Source organism: Thermocrinis jamiesonii (assembly GCF_000702425.1).
GTDB lineage: Bacteria > Aquificota > Aquificia > Aquificales > Aquificaceae > Thermocrinis > Thermocrinis jamiesonii.
Genome location: NZ_JNIE01000004.1, coordinates 184,329 through 209,149, shown reverse-complemented (window position 1 = coordinate 209,149; position 24,821 = coordinate 184,329). Strand labels below are relative to the sequence as shown.

31 protein-coding genes, 1 tRNA gene and 2 pseudogenes are annotated in these 24,821 nt (G+C 41.1%); 17 read left to right on the top strand and 17 right to left on the bottom strand.

Features of this window, described 5'->3' with window-relative positions; all coding sequences use genetic code 11:
• Positions 1–221: pseudogene (locus tag K217_RS07840) on the bottom strand (hypothetical protein); the annotation flags it as partial.
• A 135-nt stretch (positions 222–356) separates the two neighbouring features.
• Here K217_RS07840 and uvrB point away from each other — a divergent pair.
• Both uvrB and ispD read left to right on the top strand, forming a co-directional pair.
• Complete coding sequence (gene uvrB, locus K217_RS0105405; RefSeq protein ID WP_029552111.1) at positions 357–2,360, top strand: excinuclease ABC subunit UvrB; 2,004 nt, start codon at positions 357–359, stop codon at positions 2,358–2,360.
• Entirely contained in the window at positions 2,357–2,995 is a 639-nt protein-coding gene (gene ispD / locus K217_RS0105400) for a 2-C-methyl-D-erythritol 4-phosphate cytidylyltransferase (protein WP_029552110.1), read from the top strand. Before uvrB ends, ispD begins: the two co-directional genes overlap by 4 nt.
• 7 nt (positions 2,996–3,002) lie before the next feature.
• On the opposite strand, the gene proB is transcribed toward ispD, so the two are convergent.
• From proB to lolA, 3 genes are read right to left on the bottom strand one after another with little or no spacing between them, the layout of a single operon-like run.
• The gene (gene proB / locus K217_RS0105395; protein WP_029552109.1) at positions 3,003–4,061 is read right to left on the bottom strand and encodes a glutamate 5-kinase; all 1,059 of its coding nucleotides are present in this window, start codon (positions 4,059–4,061) and stop codon (positions 3,003–3,005) included.
• Entirely contained in the window at positions 4,045–4,524 is a 480-nt protein-coding gene (locus K217_RS0105390) for a GNAT family N-acetyltransferase (protein ID WP_029552108.1), read from the bottom strand. The genes proB and K217_RS0105390 overlap by 17 nt, the downstream gene beginning before the upstream one ends.
• Before the next feature lie 3 nt (positions 4,525–4,527).
• Positions 4,528–5,133, bottom strand: a complete 606-nt coding sequence (lolA, locus tag K217_RS0105385) for an outer membrane lipoprotein periplasmic chaperone LolA (protein ID WP_029552107.1) — start codon at positions 5,131–5,133, stop codon at positions 4,528–4,530.
• Between the two features lie 241 nt (positions 5,134–5,374).
• On the opposite strand from lolA, the gene cutA reads away from it, so the two are divergent.
• The gene (gene cutA, locus K217_RS0105380; protein ID WP_029552106.1) at positions 5,375–5,695 is read left to right on the top strand and encodes a divalent-cation tolerance protein CutA; all 321 of its coding nucleotides are present in this window, start codon (positions 5,375–5,377) and stop codon (positions 5,693–5,695) included.
• On the opposite strand, the gene K217_RS0105375 is transcribed toward cutA, so the two are convergent.
• Genes K217_RS0105375 through sfsA form a run of 3 tightly spaced genes read right to left on the bottom strand, consistent with a single transcriptional unit; the run spans position 5,664 to position 7,751 of the window.
• Positions 5,664–6,254 carry an anthranilate synthase component II gene (locus tag K217_RS0105375; RefSeq protein ID WP_029552105.1) on the bottom strand — a complete coding sequence of 197 codons (591 nt, stop codon included), beginning with the start codon at positions 6,252–6,254 and terminating at the stop codon, positions 5,664–5,666. The two genes, cutA and K217_RS0105375, sit on opposite strands and share 32 nt — an antisense overlap.
• The gene (gene ispH / locus K217_RS0105370; protein ID WP_029552104.1) at positions 6,251–7,108 is read right to left on the bottom strand and encodes a 4-hydroxy-3-methylbut-2-enyl diphosphate reductase; all 858 of its coding nucleotides are present in this window, start codon (positions 7,106–7,108) and stop codon (positions 6,251–6,253) included. The genes K217_RS0105375 and ispH overlap by 4 nt, the downstream gene beginning before the upstream one ends.
• Complete coding sequence (gene sfsA / locus K217_RS0105365) at positions 7,101–7,751, bottom strand: DNA/RNA nuclease SfsA (RefSeq protein WP_029552103.1); 651 nt, start codon at positions 7,749–7,751, stop codon at positions 7,101–7,103. Before sfsA ends, ispH begins: the two co-directional genes overlap by 8 nt.
• Before the next feature lie 245 nt (positions 7,752–7,996).
• On the opposite strand from sfsA, the gene K217_RS0105360 reads away from it, so the two are divergent.
• Positions 7,997–8,458, top strand: a complete 462-nt coding sequence (locus tag K217_RS0105360) for a coiled-coil domain-containing protein (RefSeq protein WP_029552102.1) — start codon at positions 7,997–7,999, stop codon at positions 8,456–8,458.
• On the opposite strand, the gene hemC is transcribed toward K217_RS0105360, so the two are convergent.
• From hemC to K217_RS0105340, 4 genes are read right to left on the bottom strand one after another with little or no spacing between them, the layout of a single operon-like run.
• Positions 8,455–9,357, bottom strand: coding sequence for a hydroxymethylbilane synthase (hemC, locus tag K217_RS0105355; RefSeq protein ID WP_029552101.1), 903 nt, complete (start codon positions 9,355–9,357; stop codon positions 8,455–8,457). The two genes, K217_RS0105360 and hemC, sit on opposite strands and share 4 nt — an antisense overlap.
• Before the next feature lie 5 nt (positions 9,358–9,362).
• Positions 9,363–9,689, bottom strand: a complete 327-nt coding sequence (locus K217_RS0105350; protein ID WP_029552100.1) for a DUF190 domain-containing protein — start codon at positions 9,687–9,689, stop codon at positions 9,363–9,365.
• Positions 9,686–10,060, bottom strand: coding sequence for a fluoride efflux transporter CrcB (gene crcB, locus K217_RS0105345; protein ID WP_029552099.1), 375 nt, complete (start codon positions 10,058–10,060; stop codon positions 9,686–9,688). Before crcB ends, K217_RS0105350 begins: the two co-directional genes overlap by 4 nt.
• A complete protein-coding gene (locus K217_RS0105340; protein WP_029552098.1) occupies positions 10,039–10,374 on the bottom strand; it encodes a DUF190 domain-containing protein in 336 nt (111 codons plus the stop codon). Before K217_RS0105340 ends, crcB begins: the two co-directional genes overlap by 22 nt.
• Before the next feature lie 18 nt (positions 10,375–10,392).
• Between K217_RS0105340 and coaE the strand changes: the two genes are divergently transcribed.
• Complete coding sequence (gene coaE, locus K217_RS0105335) at positions 10,393–10,995, top strand: dephospho-CoA kinase (RefSeq protein ID WP_029552097.1); 603 nt, start codon at positions 10,393–10,395, stop codon at positions 10,993–10,995.
• Here coaE and K217_RS0105330 read toward each other — a convergent pair.
• Complete coding sequence (locus K217_RS0105330; RefSeq protein WP_029552096.1) at positions 10,967–11,887, bottom strand: TIGR00269 family protein; 921 nt, start codon at positions 11,885–11,887, stop codon at positions 10,967–10,969. The genes coaE and K217_RS0105330 overlap by 29 nt on opposite strands.
• Before the next feature lie 182 nt (positions 11,888–12,069).
• Between K217_RS0105330 and K217_RS0105320 the strand changes: the two genes are divergently transcribed.
• The 12 genes from K217_RS0105320 (at position 12,070) to K217_RS0105265 (ending at position 20,801) form a co-directional block, all read left to right on the top strand.
• A complete protein-coding gene (locus K217_RS0105320; protein WP_029552094.1) occupies positions 12,070–12,411 on the top strand; it encodes a DUF2173 family protein in 342 nt (113 codons plus the stop codon).
• A 12-nt stretch (positions 12,412–12,423) separates the two neighbouring features.
• Positions 12,424–12,759, top strand: coding sequence for a DUF2173 family protein (locus K217_RS0105315; RefSeq protein ID WP_029552093.1), 336 nt, complete (start codon positions 12,424–12,426; stop codon positions 12,757–12,759).
• A gap of 48 nt (positions 12,760–12,807) precedes the next feature.
• Positions 12,808–13,197, top strand: a complete 390-nt coding sequence (locus K217_RS0105310) for an SCP2 sterol-binding domain-containing protein (protein WP_029552092.1) — start codon at positions 12,808–12,810, stop codon at positions 13,195–13,197.
• A 6-nt stretch (positions 13,198–13,203) separates the two neighbouring features.
• Complete coding sequence (locus K217_RS0105305) at positions 13,204–14,751, top strand: sigma-54-dependent Fis family transcriptional regulator (protein WP_029552091.1); 1,548 nt, start codon at positions 13,204–13,206, stop codon at positions 14,749–14,751.
• A 23-nt stretch (positions 14,752–14,774) separates the two neighbouring features.
• A tRNA-Asn gene (locus tag K217_RS0105300) sits at positions 14,775–14,847 on the top strand.
• Between the two features lie 10 nt (positions 14,848–14,857).
• Entirely contained in the window at positions 14,858–15,418 is a 561-nt protein-coding gene (gene minC / locus K217_RS0105295) for a septum site-determining protein MinC (protein WP_029552090.1), read from the top strand.
• Positions 15,419–15,422: 4 nt separating this feature from the next.
• Positions 15,423–16,211: a septum site-determining protein MinD gene (gene minD, locus K217_RS0105290; protein WP_029552089.1), complete on the top strand. Its 789-nt coding sequence runs from the start codon at positions 15,423–15,425 to the stop codon at positions 16,209–16,211.
• A gap of 5 nt (positions 16,212–16,216) precedes the next feature.
• Complete coding sequence (minE, locus tag K217_RS0105285) at positions 16,217–16,462, top strand: cell division topological specificity factor MinE (RefSeq protein ID WP_029552088.1); 246 nt, start codon at positions 16,217–16,219, stop codon at positions 16,460–16,462.
• Complete coding sequence (locus tag K217_RS0105280) at positions 16,459–17,241, top strand: HAD-IIA family hydrolase (RefSeq protein ID WP_029552087.1); 783 nt, start codon at positions 16,459–16,461, stop codon at positions 17,239–17,241. Before minE ends, K217_RS0105280 begins: the two co-directional genes overlap by 4 nt.
• A gap of 14 nt (positions 17,242–17,255) precedes the next feature.
• Complete coding sequence (gene carB, locus K217_RS0105275) at positions 17,256–18,857, top strand: carbamoyl-phosphate synthase large subunit (RefSeq protein WP_038028121.1); 1,602 nt, start codon at positions 17,256–17,258, stop codon at positions 18,855–18,857.
• Positions 18,847–20,163: a M23 family metallopeptidase gene (locus tag K217_RS0105270; RefSeq protein ID WP_052178091.1), complete on the top strand. Its 1,317-nt coding sequence runs from the start codon at positions 18,847–18,849 to the stop codon at positions 20,161–20,163. The genes carB and K217_RS0105270 overlap by 11 nt, the downstream gene beginning before the upstream one ends.
• Positions 20,157–20,801: a lysophospholipid acyltransferase family protein gene (locus tag K217_RS0105265; RefSeq protein ID WP_029552084.1), complete on the top strand. Its 645-nt coding sequence runs from the start codon at positions 20,157–20,159 to the stop codon at positions 20,799–20,801. Before K217_RS0105270 ends, K217_RS0105265 begins: the two co-directional genes overlap by 7 nt.
• Positions 20,802–20,827: 26 nt before the next feature.
• On the opposite strand, the pseudogene K217_RS07835 reads toward K217_RS0105265, so the two are convergent.
• From K217_RS07835 to K217_RS07775, 5 genes and pseudogenes are all read right to left on the bottom strand, one after another.
• Positions 20,828–21,202 (bottom strand): annotated as a pseudogene (locus tag K217_RS07835) (TlpA family protein disulfide reductase); the annotation flags it as partial.
• Positions 21,199–22,428 (bottom strand): threonine synthase, encoded by a 1,230-nt coding sequence (gene thrC / locus K217_RS0105255; RefSeq protein WP_029552082.1) that lies wholly within the window; start codon positions 22,426–22,428, stop codon positions 21,199–21,201. The gene thrC and the pseudogene K217_RS07835, both read right to left, overlap by 4 nt.
• 65 nt (positions 22,429–22,493) lie before the next feature.
• Positions 22,494–23,387, bottom strand: coding sequence for an acetylglutamate kinase (argB, locus tag K217_RS0105250; protein WP_029552081.1), 894 nt, complete (start codon positions 23,385–23,387; stop codon positions 22,494–22,496).
• A complete protein-coding gene (murA, locus tag K217_RS0105245; RefSeq protein ID WP_029552080.1) occupies positions 23,368–24,660 on the bottom strand; it encodes a UDP-N-acetylglucosamine 1-carboxyvinyltransferase in 1,293 nt (430 codons plus the stop codon). Before murA ends, argB begins: the two co-directional genes overlap by 20 nt.
• Positions 24,632–24,805, bottom strand: a complete 174-nt coding sequence (locus K217_RS07775; RefSeq protein WP_197017596.1) for a hypothetical protein — start codon at positions 24,803–24,805, stop codon at positions 24,632–24,634. Before K217_RS07775 ends, murA begins: the two co-directional genes overlap by 29 nt.
• Positions 24,806–24,821: the final 16 nt, after the last annotated feature.

The window sequence follows — 24,821 nt, the reverse complement described above, 5'->3', positions numbered from 1 at the left end:
CTTTCTTTTCTGAATAGATGCCAAGATTGTATGGAAGAGTCAATAAGTGTTTTTGCGAGATTAAGCACTGGGATGTTGGTGATGTAGGAAAGTATATAGAGTGCGCAGAGTTGCACGTCAGACACTTTAGGAGTTCTTCCTACTTTTGTAGATAAGACAGTTGGGCAGTAAATAGGTATTGTCTGTTGGATTTGTTGGAATAGATTAGAAAGATAATTCATTTTTGCTCCTCCTTTGGTAGGGTTTAGGGATATTATAAGTCCCTGCCCTCCAAAGGGCTTTCTAACAAGAAAACTTGCATTTTTCTTAATTTCTCACCCGACGTATGAGTGAGTATGCATTAATTTTAAGATAATATGGATAGGCCTGTTAAAGAGTTAAGTGTCTTTAAACTGCAAACCTCTCTAAAGCCTGCGGGAGACCAGCCAAAGGCGATAGAAAAACTTTTGGATAACCTACTACAGGGTGTAAAAGAACAGGTGCTTTTGGGTGCAACCGGCACAGGAAAGACCTTTACCATAGCCAACGTTATAGCCAAATACGGAAAGCCCACCCTTATAATAGCCCACAACAAAATCCTTGCAGCTCAGCTATACAGAGAATTAAAGGAGCTGTTTCCCAACAATGCGGTGGAATACTTTATATCCTACTACGATTACTACCAACCGGAGGCATACATACCAGAAAAAGACCTCTACATAGAAAAGGACGCATCCATAAACGAAATCTTGGAAAGATACAGACACTCTGCTACCATATCGGTTTTGGAAAGAAGGGATGTGATAGTTGTAGCTTCTGTCTCGTGTATATACGGTCTTGGCTCTCCCAGCGCATACTACTCTTTGAGAATACCCTTAGAGGTTGGTAAAAAGATCAGTCAAACAAAGCTTGCAAGAATGCTTGTGGAAATTGGCTACGAAAGGAACGACTATTCTATAAAAAGGGCAACCTTTTCCATAAGGGGTGGAGCTTTGGAGATCATACCTTCGGACTTGGAAGACCAGATAGTTAGGGTGGAGTTTTGGGACGACGAGATAGAAAGCATAACTCTCATGGATGCCTTTAACAGGCATAAGCTCAAAGACCTTCAGAAGGTTGTTCTTTTTCCTGCATCCCACTACATAGCTCCGAGGGATATTATAGAATTTGCCCTTGAGCAGATTGAAAGGGACCTGCACGAGCGAGTAAAGTGGTTTAAATCTCAAGGGAGGGAAGTAGAAGCCCAAAGGCTTTATCAAAGAACCATGCACGACATTGAGATGATAAGGGAGTTTGGACACTGTAAGGGCATAGAAAACTATTCAAGATACTTTGAAGGTAGAGCTCCCGGAGAACCTCCATATACCTTACTTGACTACTTTCCGGAAGACTTTTTGATAATAATAGACGAGTCCCATGTGACAGTTCCTCAAATAAGGGCAATGTATAACGGAGACAGGTCAAGGAAGGAAAAGTTAGTAGAATACGGTTGGAGACTTCCATCTGCCTTGGACAACAGACCACTAAAGTTTGAAGAGTTCTTAGAGAGGATAAACCAAGTTATATACGTCTCTGCCACTCCGGGAGAGTGGGAGCTTGAAAGAAGTAAAGGGGTTGTGGTAGAGCAAATAGTAAGACCCACCGGACTTTTGGACCCAGAGGTGGAGGTGCGTCCCACAAGGGGACAGTTGGAGAACTTGGTAAAAGAGATACAGGAAAGGAAGAAAAGAAAAGAGAGGGCTTTGGTGCTTACTACCACCAAAAGGCTTGCGGAAGAAATCTCCGAATACCTTCACGAAAGGAACATAAAGGCAAAGTATATGCACTCGGACTTGGACGCCATAGAAAGAGCAAAGATCGTCAAAGAGTTAAGGGAAGGAAGTATTGACGTTGTAGTTGGTGTAAATCTTCTCAGGGAAGGGCTTGACTTGCCAGAGGTTTCTTTGGTCGCAATATTGGACGCAGACAAAGAGGGTTTTCTAAGAAGCTATACTTCTTTAATTCAAATGATAGGAAGGGCTGCAAGGAACATCAACGGAAAAGCCATACTTTACGCAGACCGCATAACCCCATCTATGCAAAGGGCAATAGAGGAAACAAACAGAAGGAGAAAACTTCAGGAAGAATACAACAGAAAACACGGTATAACTCCAAAAAGCATAGTAAAGCCTGTCAAAGAGCTTTTGGCAATAGAAGAACTTGATTATGTAAAATTACCTATGAAACTTCCAAAGGATATCAAAACTGAAGAGGATTTGGTGGAAAAGATAAACAAGTTGGAAAAAGAAATGTGGGAGTGTGCCAAGAGGTGGGAATTTGAAAAGGCAGCAAAGCTCAGAGACGAGATAAAAAAACTCAGAGAGCTTTTGAATTTAGTATGAGAAAGGGTGTAATCCTCCTTGCGGGTGGAGAAGGCAAAAGGCTTGGGTTTAAAAAGCAATACCTACAGCTAAAGGGAAAACCCCTTTATGCACACTCCTTGGAAAAGGTTATTGACCTTTTTGAGGAGGTGATCCTTGTGCTTCCGGAAGAGGATGTGGAAAAAGTGAAGGTTCCCGGTAAAGTTAAAAAGGTCTGCGGTGGAAAAGAAAGGCAGGATTCGGTGTTTGAAGGGCTTTTGAGTGCAGAGGCAGACATAGTGGTCATACACGACTGTGCTCGCCCTTTTGCAAGCAAAGAGCTGTTTTTGAAAGTTTCAGACCTTGGCCAGTTTGAAGGTAAAATATGTGCCATTCCTGTCAGAGACACTTTAAAGCAAGTTTCAGAAGGCATAGTTATCAAAACTGTAGATAGAGCTGGCCTTTGGCATTCACAAACACCTCAGGCTTTTATAAGAAAGGTTCTACTGGAGTGCCATTTTAGATCTCGGGCCGAGGGCTTTTACGCTACCGATGATGCCATGCTGTTGGAAAGATATGGCTATAAGGTAGGTGTAGTAATGGGAGAGATAACAAACATAAAGATAACCTATCCGGAAGATTTAGAACTGGCAAGACTTTTAGAAATTCTGCTTTGAAAATCTTCTAAAAGACCACCAGATTGTCTCTGTGAATAGCCTCTTCTTTGTTTGTTTTTAAAATTCTCTTGACCTCCTCCCCTTTCTTCCCTAAGACCTTTTTTAACTCTTCGGAAGAGAAGTTTGTTTTTCCCTTTCCCGCAAGCAAGCCATCCTGCGTGTAAAGAACCACCACCTGTCCCCTGTTAAAACTTCCCTCTACCCTTTTTATGCCCGCAGGAAGAAGGCTTTTCCCATCCTTTAGCGCTCTGTATGCCCCTTCGTCTATGTATAACACCCCCTTTGGTTCTTCCATCATAGCAAGCATTCTTTTACTTTGCTTTAAGGGCTTTGAAGGTTTAAAAAAGGTCCCCATAGTTTTTCCTTCTTTTACGCTCTCCAGTGAGTCTTCCTTTCCGGTTATGACTACAGGTATGCCAAGGCTAACTGCAATCTTTGTGGCGGTGAGTTTGCTCAACATTCCACCTGTACCATATGTGGAATTAACCCCCTTTACCCATCTGAAAGCAGAATCTACGTCCTCCACAATTGGCACTATATTATCCTCGTCGTCCCTCAGCCCTCCAGCGGTAGATAGGATCACCAGCATATCTGCCTGAAGCATAAAGGCGGTATGCACTGCCAAAAAGTCATTGTCTCCAAAGAGCAATTCTTCCACGCCCACTGTGTCGTTCTCATTTATTATGGGCACCGCACCTATTTCTAACAGCTTTTCCAAAGCATTCTTTGCGTTATCAAACTTCGTTTTATCTCTGAACACATCAGAAGTTAGAAGCACCTGAGCGGGCACCAGCTTGTAGTTTGAAAAGACCATGTCGTAAAGGTGCATAAGGTAAGCTTGGCCTATGCCCGCAAGGGCTTGCTTTTCCACCAAGCTTTTTGGTCTTTCTTGTAGGTTTAGCTTTTTCAAACCGCACAGAACCGCTCCGGAGGACACCAAAATCACCTGATCTCCAGCAGACTTTAGCCTTTTTATCTCTCTGCCCAGTTTGGCTATAAGGTTTAGGTCTATATCTCCTTCTTGGGTCTGTATCAGGTTTGACCCTATCTTAACTACCAGCCTCATCTTTTAGAGCTTTTGTCATTCTTATCCAATAGTTGAACCTGTCCTTTTCTACAAAACCATGTTTTTTGTAAAACTCTAAAGCCCACGAATTTTTGTCTCCCACCCACAGCTCTACGGTATCTAAGCCCCTTTCCTTGAAGTATTGAATGGCTCTTTCCAAAAGCTTTTTTCCTACACCTATTCCTCTGTATTCTGGCAAGACTACCAATTCGTGTATGGCACCCACCACCTTACCTTCCCTCTTGCTAAACCAGTTTCCGTCGCTTGCTATGAACCCCACCTTTTTACCATCCAAAATGGCAACAAATATGCCTGCGACATCCCTTCTGAAAAGCCAGTTAAGATAGGCTAAAACATCTTCTATGTGCGTGTAAGCATATTCTTCTAAGCCCTTGTAGCCTTCTAAGTATATGCGAGCTAATTCTTCTATGCTTTCACTGTTTGCCTTCTCTATGCTTACCATAATTTAGAAAACTCTTTTTACCTTGGTGTCAGCTGGAAGATGTATTTTAAACAGACCGCTTGAGGGTGTAAAGTTTGCGCTGATGTCTATGAGTTCTATCTCGGTGGTGGTCCCATCTTTTTCCTCAACCCTTATGATCTTTGGCATTCCATCTTGGCCCACACTTACCAAAACCCTGTGAAAAAACTCGTCTTTGGCTTTTGGCTTTAATACCAAAAACCTCTTTCCTTCCCTTTCCATCTCTCCCACAAGGTCAAACACCTCACTCAACGGTTTGGAGATCAAAAGAAGCGACTCAATCACCGCAGATTGGTTCCTGTCTATGTGGTCTATTATGGCGCTTTTTTCCGAAGGAGAGTACAGGATTATTTGTCTGCCATCGGATACTATGATGGTCTTTTCTGGTTGTTCGTATTCAAGTCTAAACTTTCCTCCCCTTTGGGCATAAAAGAAACCTTTAGAAAGTTCCTGCTTTGGATACCAAGGATACTTAACCCTTTGGACAAAGGAAGCTTTTAGCACCCTTATTTCCTGAAGTTTCTTTTCTAAGCTTTCAAAGGTCTGAGCAAAAACTAAAAGGGGAATGACAAGCAAAAGCGTTAGTGTCATAGTGTATTATTTTAAATACGTCGGGTGAAAAATTAAGAAAAATGCAAGTTTTCTTGTTAGAAAGCCCTTTGGAGGGCAGGGACTTGTAATATCCTTTTCAATTACATCAGCAGGTGGAGGAAAGGTATAACGCTTTTGGCTTACCTTTATGGGTATGCCATTGGTTATAGCGGTTTCAGAAAAAGCTATGTGCTTGGTTAATTTCTTACCTGACGTATTGGATAGTTTATAATTCCATTCTATGGAATGGAGGTATTTGGTAGTTTTCATAACCGCTCCCAAAGACAGGGGATGGGATATAGCAAACTACATAGTAGAGCAAAAGCTAGGTGCCTGTGTAAATGTGGTATCAGAGGTAAGTTCGGTTTACTGGTGGAAGGGAAATATAGAGAAGGACAAAGAGAGTCTTTTGATTATAAAGACTTCTGTAGAGAAGTTTGAAAAGCTGATAGTTGAAGTTAAAAAGATCCACCCCTACACGGTTCCAGAAATAATAGCCATGCCTATAGTGGGAGGAAATGAAGACTATCTTAAATGGATAGACGATTCCCTTGGGCAATGAGGAGAAAATTCTTTAAAAGGTCTAAGCCTGCTTCAGAAAGTATAGATTCTGGATGAAACTGCACACCAAAAACTGGATACTCTGTGTGTTGCACACCCATTACCTCTCCGTCTTCAGACCAAGCGGTTACTTTTAGAAAAGGTGGTAAAGTGTTTGGGTCTATTACTAAAGAATGATACCTAACTGCGGTAAATGGATTGGGTAGTCCTGAGAATATTCCCTCTCCTGTGTGGCTTATCAGGGATGTTTTGCCGTGCATCAACCTTTTGGCTCTTACTATCTCTGCTCCAAAGGCATAGCCTATGGACTGATGTCCCAAACATACGCCAAGTATCGGATAATCCTTATAAAACTCTCTAATCACTTCCACAGATATACCCGCTTCCTTTGGTGTGCAAGGTCCTGGGGAGATAACTATTGCCTCTGGCTTCATATCCCTTATTTGGTCAAGCCCTATTTCATCATTCCTTTTAACAAAGACCTCAGCACCAAGTATTTGAAAATACTGAACCAAGTTATAAGTAAAAGAATCATAGTTGTCTATCATCAGTATTCTCATCTTAGGATTTCCTCTATCCTTTTTACGACCTCTTCTATTATCCAGTCTGGAGTTGATGCACCTGCGGTTATGCCTACCTTTTCTACACCGGAAAACCAAGCTTCCTCCAACTCCTGAGCGGTCTCTACATGATAACTACGTGGGTTCAAAGAGCGGGATATCTCGTACAACCTCCTCGTATTTCCACTGTTTTTCCCACCAACTATGATCATTACATCTACCTTTGGTGCCAGCTCATAAACATCCTCCTGTCTTTCCGATGTAGCGTTACATATGGTGTTTATAACTTTAAGTTCCTTTGCCCAAAGGGCTAACTCACCAACCACTTCCTTGAAAAACTGCTCATTCTGAGTAGTCTGTGCGACTATACCTATTTTTTCTAAATGCTTAACTTTCTCCAAATCCTCTTTTGTTTCTACTACAATACCCTCTCCACCTGCCTTCTTTAGATAACCCAACGTGCCTATAACCTCTGGATGGTTTTTCTCTCCCAACAAAACAACAAAATAGCCTTCTTCCACAAGCTTTTCTACAGCTTGATGAACCGCCTTCACATAAGGGCATGTAGCATCCACAACCTTTAAACCCTTCTTAACGTATTCTATTTCTTTATCAGGGGGAATTCCGTGAGAACGTATTATTACAGTATCACCAGCACTTAGATTTTCTTCTGTTTCCAACACCTCCACCCCTTCCTTTCTCAACCTTTCAACCTCCTGTGGATTGTGGATTAAAGGACCAATAGTCCATATTCTTTTACCTTTGTTTTCCCTTGAAACTTTTTCTGCGATGCTTATGGCTCTTTTCACTCCAAAACAAAACCCAGCGTGCGGTGCAACAATTATCTTAGCCATATTCTAAAAATATAACATCTACTTCTTTGTAGATCATGATTTCACTCAAGCTTACTTTACAAAGGAAAGCCTTCACCGGAAAACCCATCCGTGCAAATAACCTAACAGCCTCTGAAAATTTTCTGTCTACCCTATAGTTGGGAGAGAATACCTTAGCATCCTCCCTTTGCACTACAAAGACAAGCTCAGGTTTTAGTCCTGTTTTAGAAATCTCTATAAGCTTATAGACATGTTTTGTTCCTCTTTCCGTTGGTGCGTCCGGAAACAGTGCGATACCATCTTCCACTAAATTAACAGATTTTGTTTCTACTACAGTGGATGAATACATCAAATCAAATCGTTGATTGCCAAAGGTAGGTTCAAATTTAACAGGAATATCAAGAAACTCTGCATAGAGCTTAGGTGTAATGGTTGAATCTATGCACACAAGAGAGTGTTCCTCTTGCACCAAAAAGACTTCAAAACTATACTTACCAGAGTTCTTTTCACGCAGAAATACCTTCTTACCAGGTTTTAGAAGTTCGGTTAATCGTCCGGTATTTCTTATGTGTGCAAGTAAAGGTTTTTCATCTACTAACACCTCCCCAACGAACCTGTTTATTCTTCTGAGAAATTTTGCCTCTTTAAAGGGCCCTATTTTCATATCTTCTAAAAAGGCCCTACCGGGCGGTAGGGCAAACAAATTTGGGGAGGGAGGGAGGGGGAGGGAGTTTATAACCCCTTAAAAACCCCAACTTCTTAAGCTTTCTAAGTAGATAATATAACATAAAAATTTTTTCTGTCAAGCTATGTTAAGGTAACCTGCTTCACTTTTTCTTGACCAAATTGTAAGACACCCTTAACTTTTTCTTTATGGAAACTCAGTATTCACAAGAAGAGTTAAAAAAAATGCTCCTACTGATCCTACCAGAAGTTCTGGCTGAATATTTTCAGGAGAAAGAAAAGGAAATAAAAGCTATACCTCTGCTTGAGAGACTTATAAGACTTGAAGAAGAACTAAAGGCTTTGAGAGTTATAGAAGAAAATAGGTTCTCCACCACGCTAAGAGAAGTGGATAAAAGGTTTGAGGCAGTAAGCCAGAGGTTTGAAGCTTTGGAGCGGGAAATGCAAGCAAGGTTTGAGGCAATTAACCAAAGATTTGAAGTTTTGCAAAAGGATATGGACAGAAAGTTTGAAATAATGAACCAGAGGCTTGAAGCTTTGGAACGGGAAATGCAAGCGAGGTTTGAAGCGATTAACCAAAGATTTGAAGCGCTTGAGCGCCGTTTGAACTTTATGCAGTGGCTTATAACTGTTGGCTTTTCGTTCTTAGCCCTGATTATAACAATCATAAACTTTACAAAAGGTTAATAAATTTCCTTCAGTATCTCTCTCCCACCGCTGGCTAAAAGCTTTTGGGCTAACCTTTTTCCTACTTCCACATATTCTTCAACTTTTCCTTCCTCCACACCTTCTATAAACCTCTCTCCATTTAAGTCTGAAACAAAACCCTTTATGTATATCTTGTCCGACTCTATCCAAGAAAAGGCTCCTATGGGAACTTGACAGCCTCCTTCTAATTCTCTCAAGAAAGCCCTCTCGCACATAGCTCTCAAATGACTTTCCCAATGATCTAAGGCTTTTACATATTTCTGAACTTTTGGATCATCTTCCCTCGTTTCTATAGCCAAGCTCCCTTGACCGACTGCAGGGATAAAATCCTCTAAAACTTGACTTATGTAAGCTTCTAAACCCATCCTTTTTACTCCCGCATACGCCAACACAATGGCAGAGTATAGCCCTTCCTCCAACTTTCTTATCCTCGTATCTACGTTTCCTCTTAGAACCTCTACTTTGAGATCCTTTCTCTTTCTTTTTATCTGAACTTGTCTTCTTAAGGAAGAGGTACCAACAACTGCGCCAGGAGGAAGCTCTTCCAACTTCTTACCTTCCTTAGATATTAGTACGTCGTAAGGATTCTCTCTTTCTGTTATGGCACAAAGTGTTAAACCATCTGGCAAAACCATAGGAACATCCTTTAGGGAATGCACCGCAAGATCAATCTCTCCTTTCAACAAAGCCTCCTCTATCTCCTTTACAAAAAGCCCTTTACCTCCTATTTTAGCCAGAGGAGAATCTAAAATCTTGTCTCCTGTTGTTGTAATCAACACCAGTTCTACCTTACACCCTAAGGACTCTAACTTTTCCTTTACAAAATTTGCCTGCCAAAGGGCCAATTTACTTTTTCTTGTGCCAAGCCTGAAAAACATTTCCTTCACTCTCCGTAGCGAGCAATTTTAACCTTCTCCGTGGTTATTAGCCCACCTTTTATCATTTTAGCTATTTCTGGAAGGATCTTTTCTATTTTATCTTCGCTGTCTATGATTTCCACCACTATAGGCAGGTCCGAAGAGAACTTAAAGATGCCTGCTTTGCGTATAACGGAGGATTTTCCATAGCCTAATATCCCTCTGAGGACTGTAACACCTGCTATACCCTCTTTTTTACAATACTCAGTTATGTATTTATAGAGAGGTTTGCCTTCCCACCTATCGTCCTCTCCAAAGAATATCCTCAGCAGAACTGCTTCTTCCCACTTCATAACAACCTACCCAGGTTGTAACCCAAGAAGGTAAGAAAAATTCCAACAAAGTTAGTAATAAAGAAGTATAGAAAAAATTTTGCGTATTCCCCATTTACTATAAGGCTAAAGCTTTCATAAGTGAAGGTTGATAGGGTGGTAAAACCGCCAGTAAGACCAGTTATGAAAAAGCCTCTAACTTCGCTTGAAGCGCTTAGCTTCTCCACAAGGTAAGAAAAGAAAAAACCTATAAGAAAGGAACCGATCAAATTTACTGTCAGTGTGCCCAAAGGGAAACCTATACCAAACTTGTCTTGTAAAAACTTTGAAAGCAAATATCTAAGCAAAGATCCTACAGCTCCACCTACCGCTATTGCGAAGAGGATTCCCATACCCACACCCTTTCCACACTAACAAGCCCACGTTTTATGTACCTGCCAAGCTCTTCTAATATACTACTAACACTTTCTTCTTCATCTACAAACTCTATGATCACCGGAAGGTTGTAAGACAACACTTCAATACCCTCGTAATGGTATTCACCAGTAGTGCCATAGCCAAGTAAAGCCTTTAGGACTGTAGCTCCAGCTATGTTTCTTTCTCTCAAAAATTTCAAAAGCTTAGAATAGAGAGGCTCACCCTCTAACTCTTCGTTTTCTTTTATGAATATGCGTGCAAGAACATAACTTTTCTCCTTAATTTGCATAGAGTTATTATACTTTAGATGCTGAAGGTAGCCCTAACCGGAAACATAGGTTCTGGTAAATCTACGATAGCTAAGTTTTTTGAGGATTGTGGTTTTTATGTATATGACGCAGACAAAATAATAAAGGACTTTTACAAGGAAAGAGGTGAGGTATACGAAAGGATTTTGGAGATTTTTGGAAGGGGAATACTTTTAGAAGATGGTATCATAGATACCAAGAAGTTGGCGGATATAGTGTTTTCGGACAAGGAAAAGCTACTAATTTTGGAAAAAGTAACCCATTCAGCTCTTTACAACAAATTAGAACAGATCTTTAAAACCTTACCCAAGAACGCAGTGGCAATAGTAGAAGCCTCCCTTGTTCTGGAAAAAAAGAGTAAAGGTAAGTACGATTTTGTAGTTTTAGTTTATGCTCCCTACGAGGTCTGTAAATTAAGGTCTTTGGCAAGGGGTATGACGCAGGAAGATTTTGAAAGAAGATGGAGGAACCAGATGAATCCGGAGGAAAAGCTGAAGCAGGCTGACTACATAGTGGATAACAGCGGGGATATAGAAAAAGCCAAAGAGAGAGTTAAGACACTTTGCAAAACATTCAAGCTTTTTGCTGAGTTTCAACGTTAGAGGTTCTTAGTTTCATTCTCAATCTACACACTGAACACACATCACCCGTAGTAGGCTCACCACATATTTTGCATGATTTCAACTGAACATCTTTCCTGAACTTAAGCAAGGGTCTTACCTTTCTTATAAACTCCAAGTAGAATCTAAGCTTTGTTCCAGGACTTTCCTCTTCAATCTTTGACATCAAAAGCTTATAGCTTATGGAAGATGCTCCTACCGAATAGGGACACTCGTCTTCTACAAAGTCTATACCAGAGAGAAAGGCATAAAGCGCACTCTCTTTCTCTGTTATCAAACACAGGGGTTTTACCTTTCTAACAAAACCATTACCTTCTTCCAACACTGGATATTGTCTTACCAAATACTCTATGTTCCAAGAAAGCACGTTGCCCATAAGCACTGCACACTCATCATCCAGATTGTGTCCCGTAGCTATTATGGAATAACCAAGCTCTTTTGCATTAAGGTTCATATAATATCTCTTTAGAGTGCCACAAACAGAACATGCGGGTCTGTTTTGAAGCTCTTTTAGAGTTGGTATATCCCCTATGTTCTCTTTGAGACTTATCACATAGAGCTTTCTGCCTATTTTGTCCGCAAAGGCTTTAGCTTTTCTTTCCGAAAGCTCGGAGTATTCTCCTATACCTAAGTTTATGTAAAGGCCATCTGCTTCATATCCAAGCTTCCAAAGGGCGTGCCACAAAGAAAGACTATCCTTACCACCAGAAACTGCTACAAGGATTCTGTCAGACTTTGAAAACATTTTAAAGCTTTTGATAGTCTTCTTTACTCTGTTTTCAAACCACTCTGTGTAATGGGCCTTGCACAAAGCCAACTTGTGATGGGGTAGATAAACTACCGCTTTCTCAGCACACTTAACACATTTTCTCATCTAAATAAATTTTAGTGCTTTTTGATGCATTTCCAAGTGTTGCATCATATGTTGCATCATGCAACACTTTTGAAAAGTAAAACCTTCTAAAAACTTTGAAAATCAAGCTAACAATAAAGGTAATTTTTGGCATTTTTTTTGCAATAAAGATAAGTGAAAAACCTTTAAAGGAGGTGTAAGCTATGGCTACACTTAGCAAGTTGAAAGAGCTCATGTCCATACCTGGAGCCATTGCTGCGGGTGAGTTTTCAGATGATGGTAGGCTTTTGGCTTACTACGGAGAAATTGATGAAAAGTCTGCCGAGATTGCGGCTATGATGTGCGCTGCCAACAAGCTTATGGGTAATATGCAGGCAAAGGGATGGAGCGCCTACACCGGACAGGGAGGATTTTATCCAGTCTATGGCTTTGCGGTTGCGGGAGGCAAATACGCAGCTTGCATAATGGGAAATGTGGGAGTTTTTGTGGAGCTAAGCAAGGCAGACTTTGATAAAACCTTTGAAGTGCTATCCAAATACATTTAAGGAGGTAAAGCCATGGCAAACTTGGACAGACTTATGAGCATAAAAGGTGTTTGGGCTGCTGGGGAGTTTTCCCCAGATGGCAAACTTGTTGCCTATAAGGGCAACATATCCGAAGAGCATGCTGCAATGGCTGCGATGATGTGCGCAGCAAACACCATGATGGCTGAAATGCAAACTCAAGGATGGACAGCCCTTTCCGGACAAGAATGGACACCACTTATAGGTTGGGCTCTGACTGGGCCAAAGTATTCTGTGTGCGTGGTGGGTAATGTAGGCGTCTTTGTCAACAACGACGAAGTGTCCTTCAACGAAGTCTTTAAGGTGCTAAGGGAAGAAGCGGGCAAGTAAAAACATCCCTCGGGGGCGCGCCTGCCCCTTTTTTCGCAGGAGGAAAAAATGTATAAATTTCTTTCGGAGCAGTGGATAAAGGCTTACGCAGAGGAATGGAACAAAAACGAAAAGTTAAAAAATGAGCTAAAGGACTTCTCCGCAAGCATAAAGTATTACATAGAAGGAAGAGAGGGAGATGCGGTCCATCTGATAGTTCAAAACGGAGAAGCAAAGGAAGCAGGAAAGGCAGACAGCAAGAGTTACGACTTTGAGCTATGGGCTAATCTGGAAAATTGGAAGAAGTTAGCTACTGGAGACATGGGGCCAAAGGCTGCTATGCTAACAAAAAGGTTAAAGTTCAAAGGTTCCATGATAACTGCCATGAAATATATGTCCGCTTTTGAGGATAGTTTAAGGATGATGGGAAAAGTTCCCACCGATTGGGAGATAAAATGAGAATTGATGGGGTTTGAAACTTTTGAAAACCTGTTTGAGGGGGTTTTGGTAATAGACAAAAATCTGAGGATAGTTTATGCCAATCCGTCTGCAAAAAGGCTTATAGGTAAGGATCTAAAAGCAGGGGAGGAGTGCAGGGGGCTTTTTTCCATATGCAACAGCTGTCCCGCAAGCTTAGTTTTTGAAGAGAGAGAAGGGCTTCAGGTTTATGATGTAGAAATCTGGAATAAAAGGCATGTTTGTTGGAGCATGAGCCTTTTGGATGATGGCTACCTGGTAGAAACCTTTAGGGATGTTACAAACGTGGTTCATTGCATAGTGGAGGCAGAAAGGCAAAGGTCCTACAAAGAAGCCATACTTAACTCCATAGTAGAGGCTATATTGGTGGTGGATAAAGATGGTTTTGTTTTGGAGCACAATAAAATAGCCCATCGTATGCTGTGTAGAGATTACGAGGAGAATCTGGTAGGAAAGAATGTGAAAGAATTGATAGAATTGTCTATAGAAGAGCTTCCGCCAGAGGGCGAAAGGGCAGACGTTTATATTCAAACTCCCTGTGGAAAACAAAAAGCTTCTGTGCTTGTCTCTCCAATGAGCTCTGGCTTTGGCTATGTGGTATCTTTATATCCTATTCAAGAAGTTCTAAGCTGTAACTTTGGAGAAGAAAATACTATAGTTTTTAAAAGTCCCTCTTTCCAAAAGGTTTTAGAACTAGCCCAAAGCGTGGCTGAATATCCCACAAACGTGCTCATAGAAGGAGAAACAGGAACTGGTAAGTCTTTGCTTGCTAAGTATATTCATTACATGTCTCCAAGGAGAGACAAACCTTTTGTAAAAGTAAATTGTGCAGCTATTCCCGAAGGCTTATTGGAAGCTGAACTTTTTGGATACGTAAAGGGCGCTTTTACTGGTGCGGTAAGGGATAAACCTGGAAAAGTAGAGCTGGCAGATGGTGGAACTCTGCTTTTGGATGAGATCGGAGATATGCCACTGAGCCTTCAGGCAAAGATCCTTCACTTAGTTCAAGAAAAGGAGTTTGAAAGACTTGGAGACACAAAACCACGTAAGGTAGATGTAAGAATTATAGCAAGCACGAACAAAAATCTTAAAGAGTTAGTTCAAAAAGGACTCTTTAGAGAGGATCTATATTACAGACTAAGTGTTATAAGAATTTACATTCCACCTTTGAGAGAAAGGTTGGAAGATGTTCCCATTTTGGTAAATCACTTTATTCAGAAGTTTTCAAAGGCTTACCGTAAAAAGATAAAGGGAATATCTTCCGATGCTATGAAGGCTTTACTTTCTTATCCTTTCTACGGAAATATCAGAGAGCTTGAAAATATTATAGAAAGGGCGGTTATAACTGCGAGGGGGACGCTGATAAACTTAGAGGATCTTCAGTTGGATGTCCAAAGGAGGGAAGATCTGGAAGAGGAAAAAGAGAGGATAAAAAAAGTGCTTGAACAAGTGGGAGGAAACAAAACGCTTGCATCCAAAATCCTGGGAATGCACAGGACTACCCTTTGGAGAAAAATGAGGGAACTTGGTTTGTGATTTTGATATAATTTTTAACTATATCCGGGGTAGCTCAACGGGCAGAGCGGGTGGCTGTTAACCACCAGGTTGGGGGTTCGAGTCCCTCCCCCGGAGCTTAAGAAAAATGATAGAAATAAAAGGAATAACCTTACCTGTGATATTGATAAGGGTAGATCAAGGGGCGGAGGAATCAGAGGTATTCGAGCGACTGGAGAAGTTTTTAAGTTCCAAACTTTCCGAAGGTGCTTATTTTTTGGTAGAGGGGGACGGAGATTTAACAAAAAAGATTGAGCATTTCCTGATTAAAAAGAGCCTAAGAAACATAAGAAAGATAAAAGCGTCTTTTGAAGAAAAAGCTGTAAATAGACTTCTCGTAGTAGAAAAACATTTAAGATCTGGGCAGAAAATAGAGCACAATGGGGATGTGCTTGTGCTTGGAAACGTAAATAAAGATGCACAGATAATAGCAACTGGGAACATAATCGTAATGGGTACTCTTAGAGGCATAGCGGTGGCTGGTGCCCTTGGTGATGAAAGCGCAGTAGTAGTAGCTCTGCGTATGGAACCTCAGCAAATAAGAATCGGAAGAAAGATAGCCATATCAAACGAAGAGGAAAGAGTGTCCCCTGGCTATCCGGAGATTGCAAAAGTGGAAGGTGGTGCTATAATTCTTGAAAGGGTATGAAAGCATGACTGAGGTATTAGTGGTCACGTCTGGTAAGGGTGGCGTTGGAAAGACAACCATTACTGCTAACTTGTCTATAGCCCTTGCAAAAATGGGAAAAAAGGTGCTATGTATGGATGCAGACATAGGTCTTAGAAACTTAGATATGATTCTAGGCTTAGAAAATAGGATAGTTTATGACGTGCTTGACGTTTTGGAAGGAAGGGTGTCTTTCCACAAGGCTTTAGTGAAGGACAAAAGGGGTTTTAGTGTCTGGCTTTTGCCAGCCAATCAAACAAAAAATAAAGATGCGGTCGATCCAGAAAAATGGCTTAGTCTTGTGAACGAGATAAAAGAATCAAACCAGTATGACTATATATTTATAGATTCCCCAGCTGGTATAGAAAGGGGTTTTCAAATAGCAGCCTCCCCGGCCGATGTTGCTCTGGTGGTGGTAAATCCTGAAGTTTCCTCAGTAAGAGATGCGGATAGAATAATAGGTATGTTAGAAAATATGGGCAAAACGGACTACAAACTGATTATAAACAGAATAAGATGGGATGCGGTAGATAAAGGTCAAATGCTCTCGGTGGATGATGTTGTGGAGATCCTTAGAGCTCCACTAATAGGCGTTATCCCAGAGGAGCCAAAAATGGTGGACTATACCAACAGAGGGGAACCTATTGTGCTTGAGGATGATTATCCAGCTTCAAAAGCCCTTATGGATATAGCTAAGAGAATATTGGGGGAAGATGTACCTATGGTTTTTCATGGAAAAAAAAGGAGCTTCTTTGAAAAACTATTTGGGAGATAAGCGTAATGTTGGATTATATTTTTAGGTTTAGGCGTAGTAAAAGCAAGGACGAAGCAAAAAGGAGGCTTACTTTAGTCCTTTCCTACGAAAGAAGAGGGCTTCCCCCAAATTTTGTAGAAAAATTGAAAGATGACTTAGTGTATGTTTTTTCCAAATACTCTCAGTTTGATATAGACAAAATCGAAGTTGATATAAAGAGGGAAAGAGAAAACTTCGATGAACTTTGGATTAGCATACCCTTCAAGCAATGAAGGTTTTCCTTATAGACCTTGATGGTGTTTTGGTAGGGGACAAAAAATTAAACCCTTTGAATGGAGCTAAAGAGTTTTTGGAAAAGCTTGAGTCTGAAAAAATTCCATTCAGGATAGTTTCCAACAACTCAACAAGACCACCGTCAGAATTGGTAAAGCTTTTAAATGAAAAAGGTTTGAGGATCAAAGAAGAAAACTTTTTAACACCGTTGAAAATATTACCTATGTATTTAAAGTCTGTTGGCGTTCAAAGTTTGCTTTTGATAGGTATGGAGTCGGTGGAGAGGTATCTTAAGGAAGAGGGCTTTGAAGTGGTGAAGGATCACAGAGTTCAGGCGGTGGTAATAGCCCAAGACAGAAATTTGGATTTTCAAAAATTAAAACTGGCAGTATCTGCGGTTTTTCTGGAAGGGGCAAAGATTATCCCAGTAAACCTAAGCAGGATAGTAAAGGATGATGATGGACTTTACTTTCCAGGAGCAGGATCTATAGCTATGATGCTAAAGCATGCTACCAACTACCAGGGAGAGCTTCCTAACCTTGGAAAGCCTTCTGAGGAGTTTTTGAATTATGCTTTGGAGGGGTTGGAAAGGGGCGAAGTTTATCTTATAAGCGACGATATATACACAGACCTGATAGGAGCAAAGAAGCTTGGATGGATAAAGACCGTGTTTATGACCACGGGTAAATACAGAAAAGAAGAGCTCAAAAAAGCAAACTTTGAACCAGATTATACCTTCGATTCGCTTGAAGAGCTGACCTCTACTTTGTTAGGTTAAAATCATACTTTTAAATGAAGATCTTAATCCTTGGGAGCGGTCCAAACAGGATAGGTCAGGGCATAGAGTTTGACTATGCATGCGTGCAAGCCATCTTTGCGCTAAAGGAAGAAGGTATTCAAACCATAATGATAAATTGCAATCCAGAAACTGTTTCCACAGATTACGATACAGCGAACAAACTCTACTTTGAGCCAGTGGTTTTGGAAAATGTGTTGGAAGTCATAAGAAAGGAAAATCCTGACGGTGTTTTAATACAGTTTGGTGGGCAGACACCACTTAAGCTTTCCATACCACTGAGAAACTTGGGTATTCCTATACTTGGCACCGATCCGGAAAGCATAGATATAGCCGAGGACAGGGAAAGGTTCAGAGAATTGATGAACAAGCTCAACATTAGACAAACAGAAAGTAGGACCGCAAGAACAAAAGAAGAGGCTTTAAGATGTGCAAGAGAAATAGGTTATCCACTTCTTGTGAGGCCTTCTTATGTGCTCGGTGGTAGAGCCATGAGGATAGTTTATGAGGAAGAAGAGCTGTTGGATTACCTTGAGGAAGCTGTGGAGGTGAGTTACGAAAGGCCCATACTTTTGGACAGGTATCTATCAGACAGCGTGGAAGTGGATGTGGATGCCATAGGAGATGGAGAAGACTTTCTAATAGGTGCGGTTATGGAACACATTGAAGAGGCAGGTGTTCACTCTGGTGACAGCGCTGCATCCATCCCACCTTACACGCTAACAGAAGAAGTAACCCAAGAGATAAAGGAGAAAACCAAGCTGATAGCTAAGGCTCTTAAAACAAAGGGGCTTATCAACCTTCAGTTTGCGGTAAAGAACGGAGAGGTTTATGTGCTGGAGGTTAATCCAAGAGCGTCAAGGACTATACCTTTTGTAAGCAAAAGTATAGGCTATCCTTTGGCAAAGCTTGCAGCTAAGGTTTGCATTGGTAAAAAACTAAGGGACTTAGTTCCGGAAGTTTTTGAAAGGCTCAAAGAAGGCAAAGCTCATTACTGTAGTGACTTTTTACCAAAGGACTGGGAATACTATACAGTCAAGGAGGTGGTCTTTCCGTGGAACAGGTTTCCTGAAGTAGATCCGGTTTTGGGGCCTGAAATGAAAAGCACCGGCGAAGTTATGGGAATAGACAAGAAATTTGGGTTGGCTTACTACAAAAGTCAGCTTGCAGCTGGTAATAAATTGCCAACGGAGGGAAGAATATTTATAAGTGTAGCTGATAGGGATAAGCCTAAGGTAGTTGATTTGGCAAAAGGTTTTATTGATCTCGGATTTGAAGTGCTTGCAACTTCTGGAACGTATAAGTTTTTGAAAGAAAGGGGAGTTGATGTAAAACACGTGTTAAAAGTTTCGGAAGGAAGACCTAACGTAGTTGATATGATAAAAAATTCAGAGGTGCATGCGGTGATAAACACGCCCACTGGCAGACGTGCAAGAACGGATGCTTACCACATCAGAAGGGCTACAGTTCAGCAAGGGATCCCATACACAACCACTGTGAGGGGTGGATATGCAATGCTCGAGGCTATAAGGTGTTATTTGGAAAGCGGTAAAAGGCTAAAAGTGTATTCTTTACAGGAGGTATTTGGTGAAGTATAGATACAAACCTTACACCTACAGAGAAAGAAAAAGTCCCCTGTTAATAAGGCTTATAAGGAGATTGGCCATACTCTCCTTAGTTTTTATCAGCTTTTATGTGCTTTTTTTGTCTATTAGTGCAGAACCTGAAATTGAAAACGTAGAATCCTTGAAACTTATACCCGCAGAGGGTAACTATGTTTTAAGGGCAAGCAATGCAAAAATAAAGGAAGTGGAGCTGTTAATAGAACAAGAAGGGAAATCTTACTTAGTGTTAAAGGAAAAATTTCCCCAAGGAACGGAAAAGATAGAGGTAAGGATAAATAGCAAATCTATGGGACTTAAAGAGGGGAAAGCGGTTGTCAATCTCAAGGTAAGTTCTGGCTTTTTAAGAACCAAGAGTTACACCTTAGATGCGGACATAGATTTAACTCCACCATCTTTGGAAGTTGTTTCTTATTCCCAAGATGTTAGCCAAGGCTCTACAGTTGCCATAAAGGTTAAAAGCGACGGATCTAAGGTAGATCTTGAGACAAACGGACTTAAGGTTAGCATGACGCCTTTAAAGGAAAATCAGTATTTTGCCTTGGTTCCTGTTCCTTTAGATGGAGAAAGGCTGGAGATAAATTTGACCGCACAGGACTTAGCGGGGAACAAAACCAGCAAAAGCTTAAATCTTGCTGTAAGGAAGAAATACTTTAAAAAAGAGCATATTAGACTGACTGATGATCTTATAAATTCGGTCATCTATCCACTTTTGGGGGAAGAAGCCAAAGGTTTAAGCCCTGAGGAAGCCTTCAGAAAAATCAACGAAGATTGGAGACACAAAGACATACAGAAAATATCCCAAATATGTAAAGAAAGCGAGCAGTCAAAACTCTGGAATGGTGAATTTATACAACTTCCAAAAAGTAAGGTAATATCAGATTATGGAATTGAAAGGTTTTATTACTATGAGGGCAAGCAGATAAGCTACAGCAGACATATGGGTTATGACTTTGCTTCTGTTGAGCAAGCTCCGGTGTTGGCTTCAAACGATGGGGTGGTTGTCTTTGTTGGAAATCTTGGAATATACGGCAACACGATTATCATAGATCATGGTCTTGGACTCTTTAGTCTTTATGGACACCTTTCAAACACTTCAGTAAAAGAAGGTCAGTTTGTAAAGAAGGGAGAGGTTATAGGGAACACGGGTAAAACAGGTCTTGCCTTTGGGGATCATTTGCACTTTGGTATTATCGTCCATGGCTATGAGGTAAATCCTATCTATTGGTTGGATGCAAGGTGGATAAAGAATAACATAGAAAGTATCCTTGAGCGATGGTAAAAAAGCTTGTAAGAGAGTTGGCTTTAATCTTACTACCCCTTATATCCTTCGCCCTCAGGATAATCGGAAGAACCATAAGATGGCAAAACCGATATGACTTTGAAAAGGACAGGGGAAAGATATACGCACTTTGGCACGGATATGCTTTGGGTTTGGCTCTGTTTGGTATGGATAGGGGCATTGTGGTATTGGTAAGTAGATTCAGAGACGGGGACATAGCGGATGGTATTCTAAAAAGGCTTGGTTTTGAAACTGTTAGAGGTTCTACGGAGAATGGTAAGGGGGAAAAGGGAGGTAGAACTGCGATTTTGAAACTTATAGAGCTTTTGAGAAATGGTAAGAACATAGCAATTACCGTAGATGGTCCAAAAGGTCCAGCCTTTAAAGTCAAAGAGGGGGTTGTTTTTTTGGCTAAGAAAACTGGAGCAGGGATTGTTCCTGCTTGTGTAAAGTTTGAAAAGTGCAAAAGGTTAAACACTTGGGATAGGCTAATAGTACCTTACCCTTTTACAAAGGGTTGGCTTTTGGTAGGAAAAGAGATAAAAATTGGAGAGTCTGATGATTTGGAAGAAAAGTTAATGGAGCTGGAAAGAGAACTTCTCAGGCTTGAAAGTTTATCCTGCGGTAGTCCAGGATAAGATCCCAAAAACATTCCCTTTTCGTCAAAGATGAAGGTGGAAGGAAGAAAGACTATTTTGTAGTATTCGTTGAACCTTACCTCTGGGTCCAAAAGCGTGATAAATTCTGGTTTAATTCCTATTTCTTTGTATGAATTTATCACGTCCTCTTTAACCATCGCAACTGCATAGGATATAACGTATAAGTCCTTTCTACTCTTTGATATCTCGTTGAGCAGTTTTAGATCCTTTGCATGTCCTACGCACGTTCTGCTCCACACGTAAATAACAACCTTTTTCCCTCTTAGCTCTTTTAAGGATAACTTCTTACCTTCAAGGGTTTGAACTATTATGGGAGGAATGCTCTGCCTTTCACCACAAGAAAAGGCAAGAAAGAGAGCAATTGCTATTATAACCTTCACACTCTCGCAAGGATCTTCTCTTTAAAGTCCGACAGGGTAGGTTTTATCCTTATAGTTTCCTTCAACTGTCCTTCTAACACTTCCAAGGTCTTGTAGCCGTTTCCTGTAATGTAGACCACTACCGTTTCGTCAGGTTTGAATACGCCCTTTTGGGCTAACTTTTTTAGAACCGCTATGGTGGTTCCACCCGCAGTTTCTGTGAATATTCCTTCCGTCTCTGCCAAGAGCTTTATGCCCTCTATGATCTCTTCGTCTGTTGCGGTTTCCCAGTCTCCTCCACTTTCTTTGGTAACTTGCAAAGCGTATATGCCATCTGCAGGATTGCCTATGGCTATGGATTTTGCTATGGTGTTTGGCTTAACAGGTTTTATGTAGTCCCTTCCTTCTTTCCAAGCTTGGGCTATGGGACTGCAACCTTCCGCTTGAGCTCCATAAACTCTTGTTTTTAGCTCATCTATTAAACCTACGAGCTTCATTTCCTTCAAGCCTTTCCATATTTTGGTAATCAGGGAACCGGAAGCGGCTGGTGCTACCACAGCATCCGGCGCTCTCCATCCAAGTTGTTCCACCACCTCAAAGGCAAGGGTTTTTGAACCTTCTGCATAGTAAGGTCTTATGTTTATGTTAACAAAGGCCCAATAGAGTTCATTGGCTATTTCTGAACATAACCTGTTTACGTCATCATAGTTACCCTCCACTGCCACAACTGTGGGAGAGAAGACCAAGCTTCCGTATATTTTTTGAGATTCTAAGTTTGCGGGTATAAAGACAAAACAGTTTAGACCTGCCTGTGCGCTGTGAGCTGCTACGGAGTTTGCTAAATTGCCCGTAGATGCGCATGCAGCGGTGTCAAAACCAAACTCTACAGCCTTTGAAAGAGCAACAGAAACCACCCTGTCTTTAAAGGAAAGGGTAGGATGATTCACCGAGTCGTCCTTTATGTATAGCTCTTTTAAGCCCAGTGCCTTTCCTAAGTTTTCCGCCTTTCTAAGGGGGGTAAATCCCGCTGTAAGTCCAACCTTAGGTTCTTCTACTGGCAAAAGGTCTATGTATCTCCACAGGCTCTTTGGACCTTTTTCTATCTTTTCCTTAGAGATGTTTTTCTTTATTTCTTCGTAATCATAGACCACCTCCAAGGGACCAAAGCAAAACTCACAAACATGTATAGGCTCTATAGGATATTCCTTTCCACACTCTCTGCACTTTAAACCTTTCACCTTAGCCATAGTTTAACTATTATAAGATAAAACACACGCTTTGAGTGGTATTTGCTTCCTTTTATTTACCTTCTTTAAACCACTATTTGCGTTCCTATCCCTTCGTCGGTGAAAACCTCTAATAGAATGGAGTGAGGTAACCTACCGTCTATGATATGGACCTTTCTAACTCCGTTTTGCAGAGCTTCCACACAGCTTTTCAACTTAGGAATCATGCCACCTTTAACAATTCCTTCCTGTATTAACCTTGAAACTTCGTCAATTTTAAGTGTTGATATCAGCCTACCTTCTCCATCTTTGACCCCTTCTGTATCTGTTAGGAATATGAGCTTTTCTGCATTTAATGCTTGGGCTATCTTTGAGGCGCATATGTCCGCATTTATGTTGTAAGCTTCACCACCTTCTCCTACTCCCACAGGCGCTATTACTGGAATATAGCTCTTTTCCAAAAGGGTTAGCAGTAGTTCCGCATTTACCTCTTCCACATCTCCCACAAAACCTAAGTCCTCCTCTGGCACTGGCAATCCTAAGTCCCTGAAATACCTTTCTTTATCCAACTTTCTCGCCTTTATCAGATTTCCATCCCTTCCAGAAAAGCCTACCGCATAGATGGGCTTTTTGGTGTGCGTATTTATAAGGGCTACTATGTCTTTGTTTATATCTCCCGAAAGGACCATCTCCACCACGTGCATGGTCTCCTGATCGGTCTTTCTAATACCACCTATAAAGTGGGGTTTGTGGCCGAGCTTTTCCAAAATCTGGCTTATTTGAGGACCCCCTCCATGAACAACCACCACCTTTATACCCACATAAGCCAAAAGCACCACATCCCTTGCAAAGCTATCCCTTAGCTCATCGTTGAGCATGGCAGAACCACCATACTTTATTACAAAAACTTTTCCATAAAACTTCCTTATGTAGGGTAAAGCGGACTGAAGTATCTTTGCCCTATATAATGCTTCTTGCATGGACCATCCTTTTTATGCTTGCACCAAGACTGTTTAGTTTTTCCTCCAAACGCTCATAGCCCCTATCTAAGTGATGGATCTCTTTTACAACTGTGGTGCCCTCTGCTATCAGACCCGCTAAAACTAAGCTAGCACTCGCCCTAAGGTCTGTAGAAAATACCTCCGCAGCGCTTAACTTATCCCGTCCGATAATTACCGCTGTTTTCCCTCTTAGCTTTATGTTTGCACCCATTCTTTGAAGTTCATTTACATGCTGAAATCTGTTTTCAAAAATGTTCTCTGTTATCTGAGAAACTCCATCCGCAATACAACAAAGAACCATAAACTGGGCTTGCATATCCGTTGGAAAACCTGGATACTCAGAGGTGGATATTTCCAACGGATATATCTTGCCTTTACCTATTACCCTAAGCTTATTCAAACCGATGATCTCTATTACCGCTCCAGCTTCCCTTAGTTTTTCCAACTGGCTTCCCATATGTTCTGGACGCACACCTTCTAAAATCACATCTCCGCCGGTTATAAACCCAGCGACTGCCAAAGTTCCTGCTTCAATTCTGTCCGGTATTACTGTATGCTCAAATCCTTTTAACTCAGGATTACCCTTTATTACCATAGTTCTTCCCTCTACCTCAATATCCACACCCATTTTTCTTAATACTTCTACTAAATCCATAACCTCCGGCTCTAAGGCTACGTTTCTGAGAATGCTCCTTTTGTCGCACCTACTCAAAAACATAAGGGCATTTTCTGTCCCAGTGACGGTTATGACCTCAAAGGTATGTTCCACCGGTTTTATTTTTTTAACTTCCATATGAAGGTAGCCATTCCTTATGTTTATGGACGCACCACCCTTTTCAAAAACTTTAAGATGTTGGTCTATAAGGCGTGCTCCTATGGAACAACCTCCTGGCATACCTACCACTGCCTTACCCAAACGCGCCAAAAGGGGTCCAGCTATAAGTATGGATGCCCTCATCCTTCTAACTAAGTGATCTGGTGCAATATAGCTTTTTAGCTCCTTAGCCTCTGCAAAAAGGATGTGATCTTCAAACTTTACATTTACTCCCGTTATCTCCAAAAGCTCAATTGCATTCTTCACGTCAAGAAGTTTTGGCACATTTCTTACTGTGCAAGGTTCCTTCGTCAAAAGGGTAGCCATCATGATGGGCAAGGATGCGTTCTTTGAACCGGAGATTTTAACCTTACCTTTTAGCCTTTTCCCTCCTTCAACTAATAGAAACTCAGAGCTTAATAATGTGGTGTTTGTCATCTTTCTTGATGACTATTTTAACCACTTCCCACAGTTTTGAGTAGTATATAGTTACACCGTTGTCTTCTTCCACATAGTGATGGGGCTCTTCTGAATAAACTACAACTATCTTCTCTTCATCCTCAAAAACCATGGGATAGTTCATAAATCGTATTTTACCA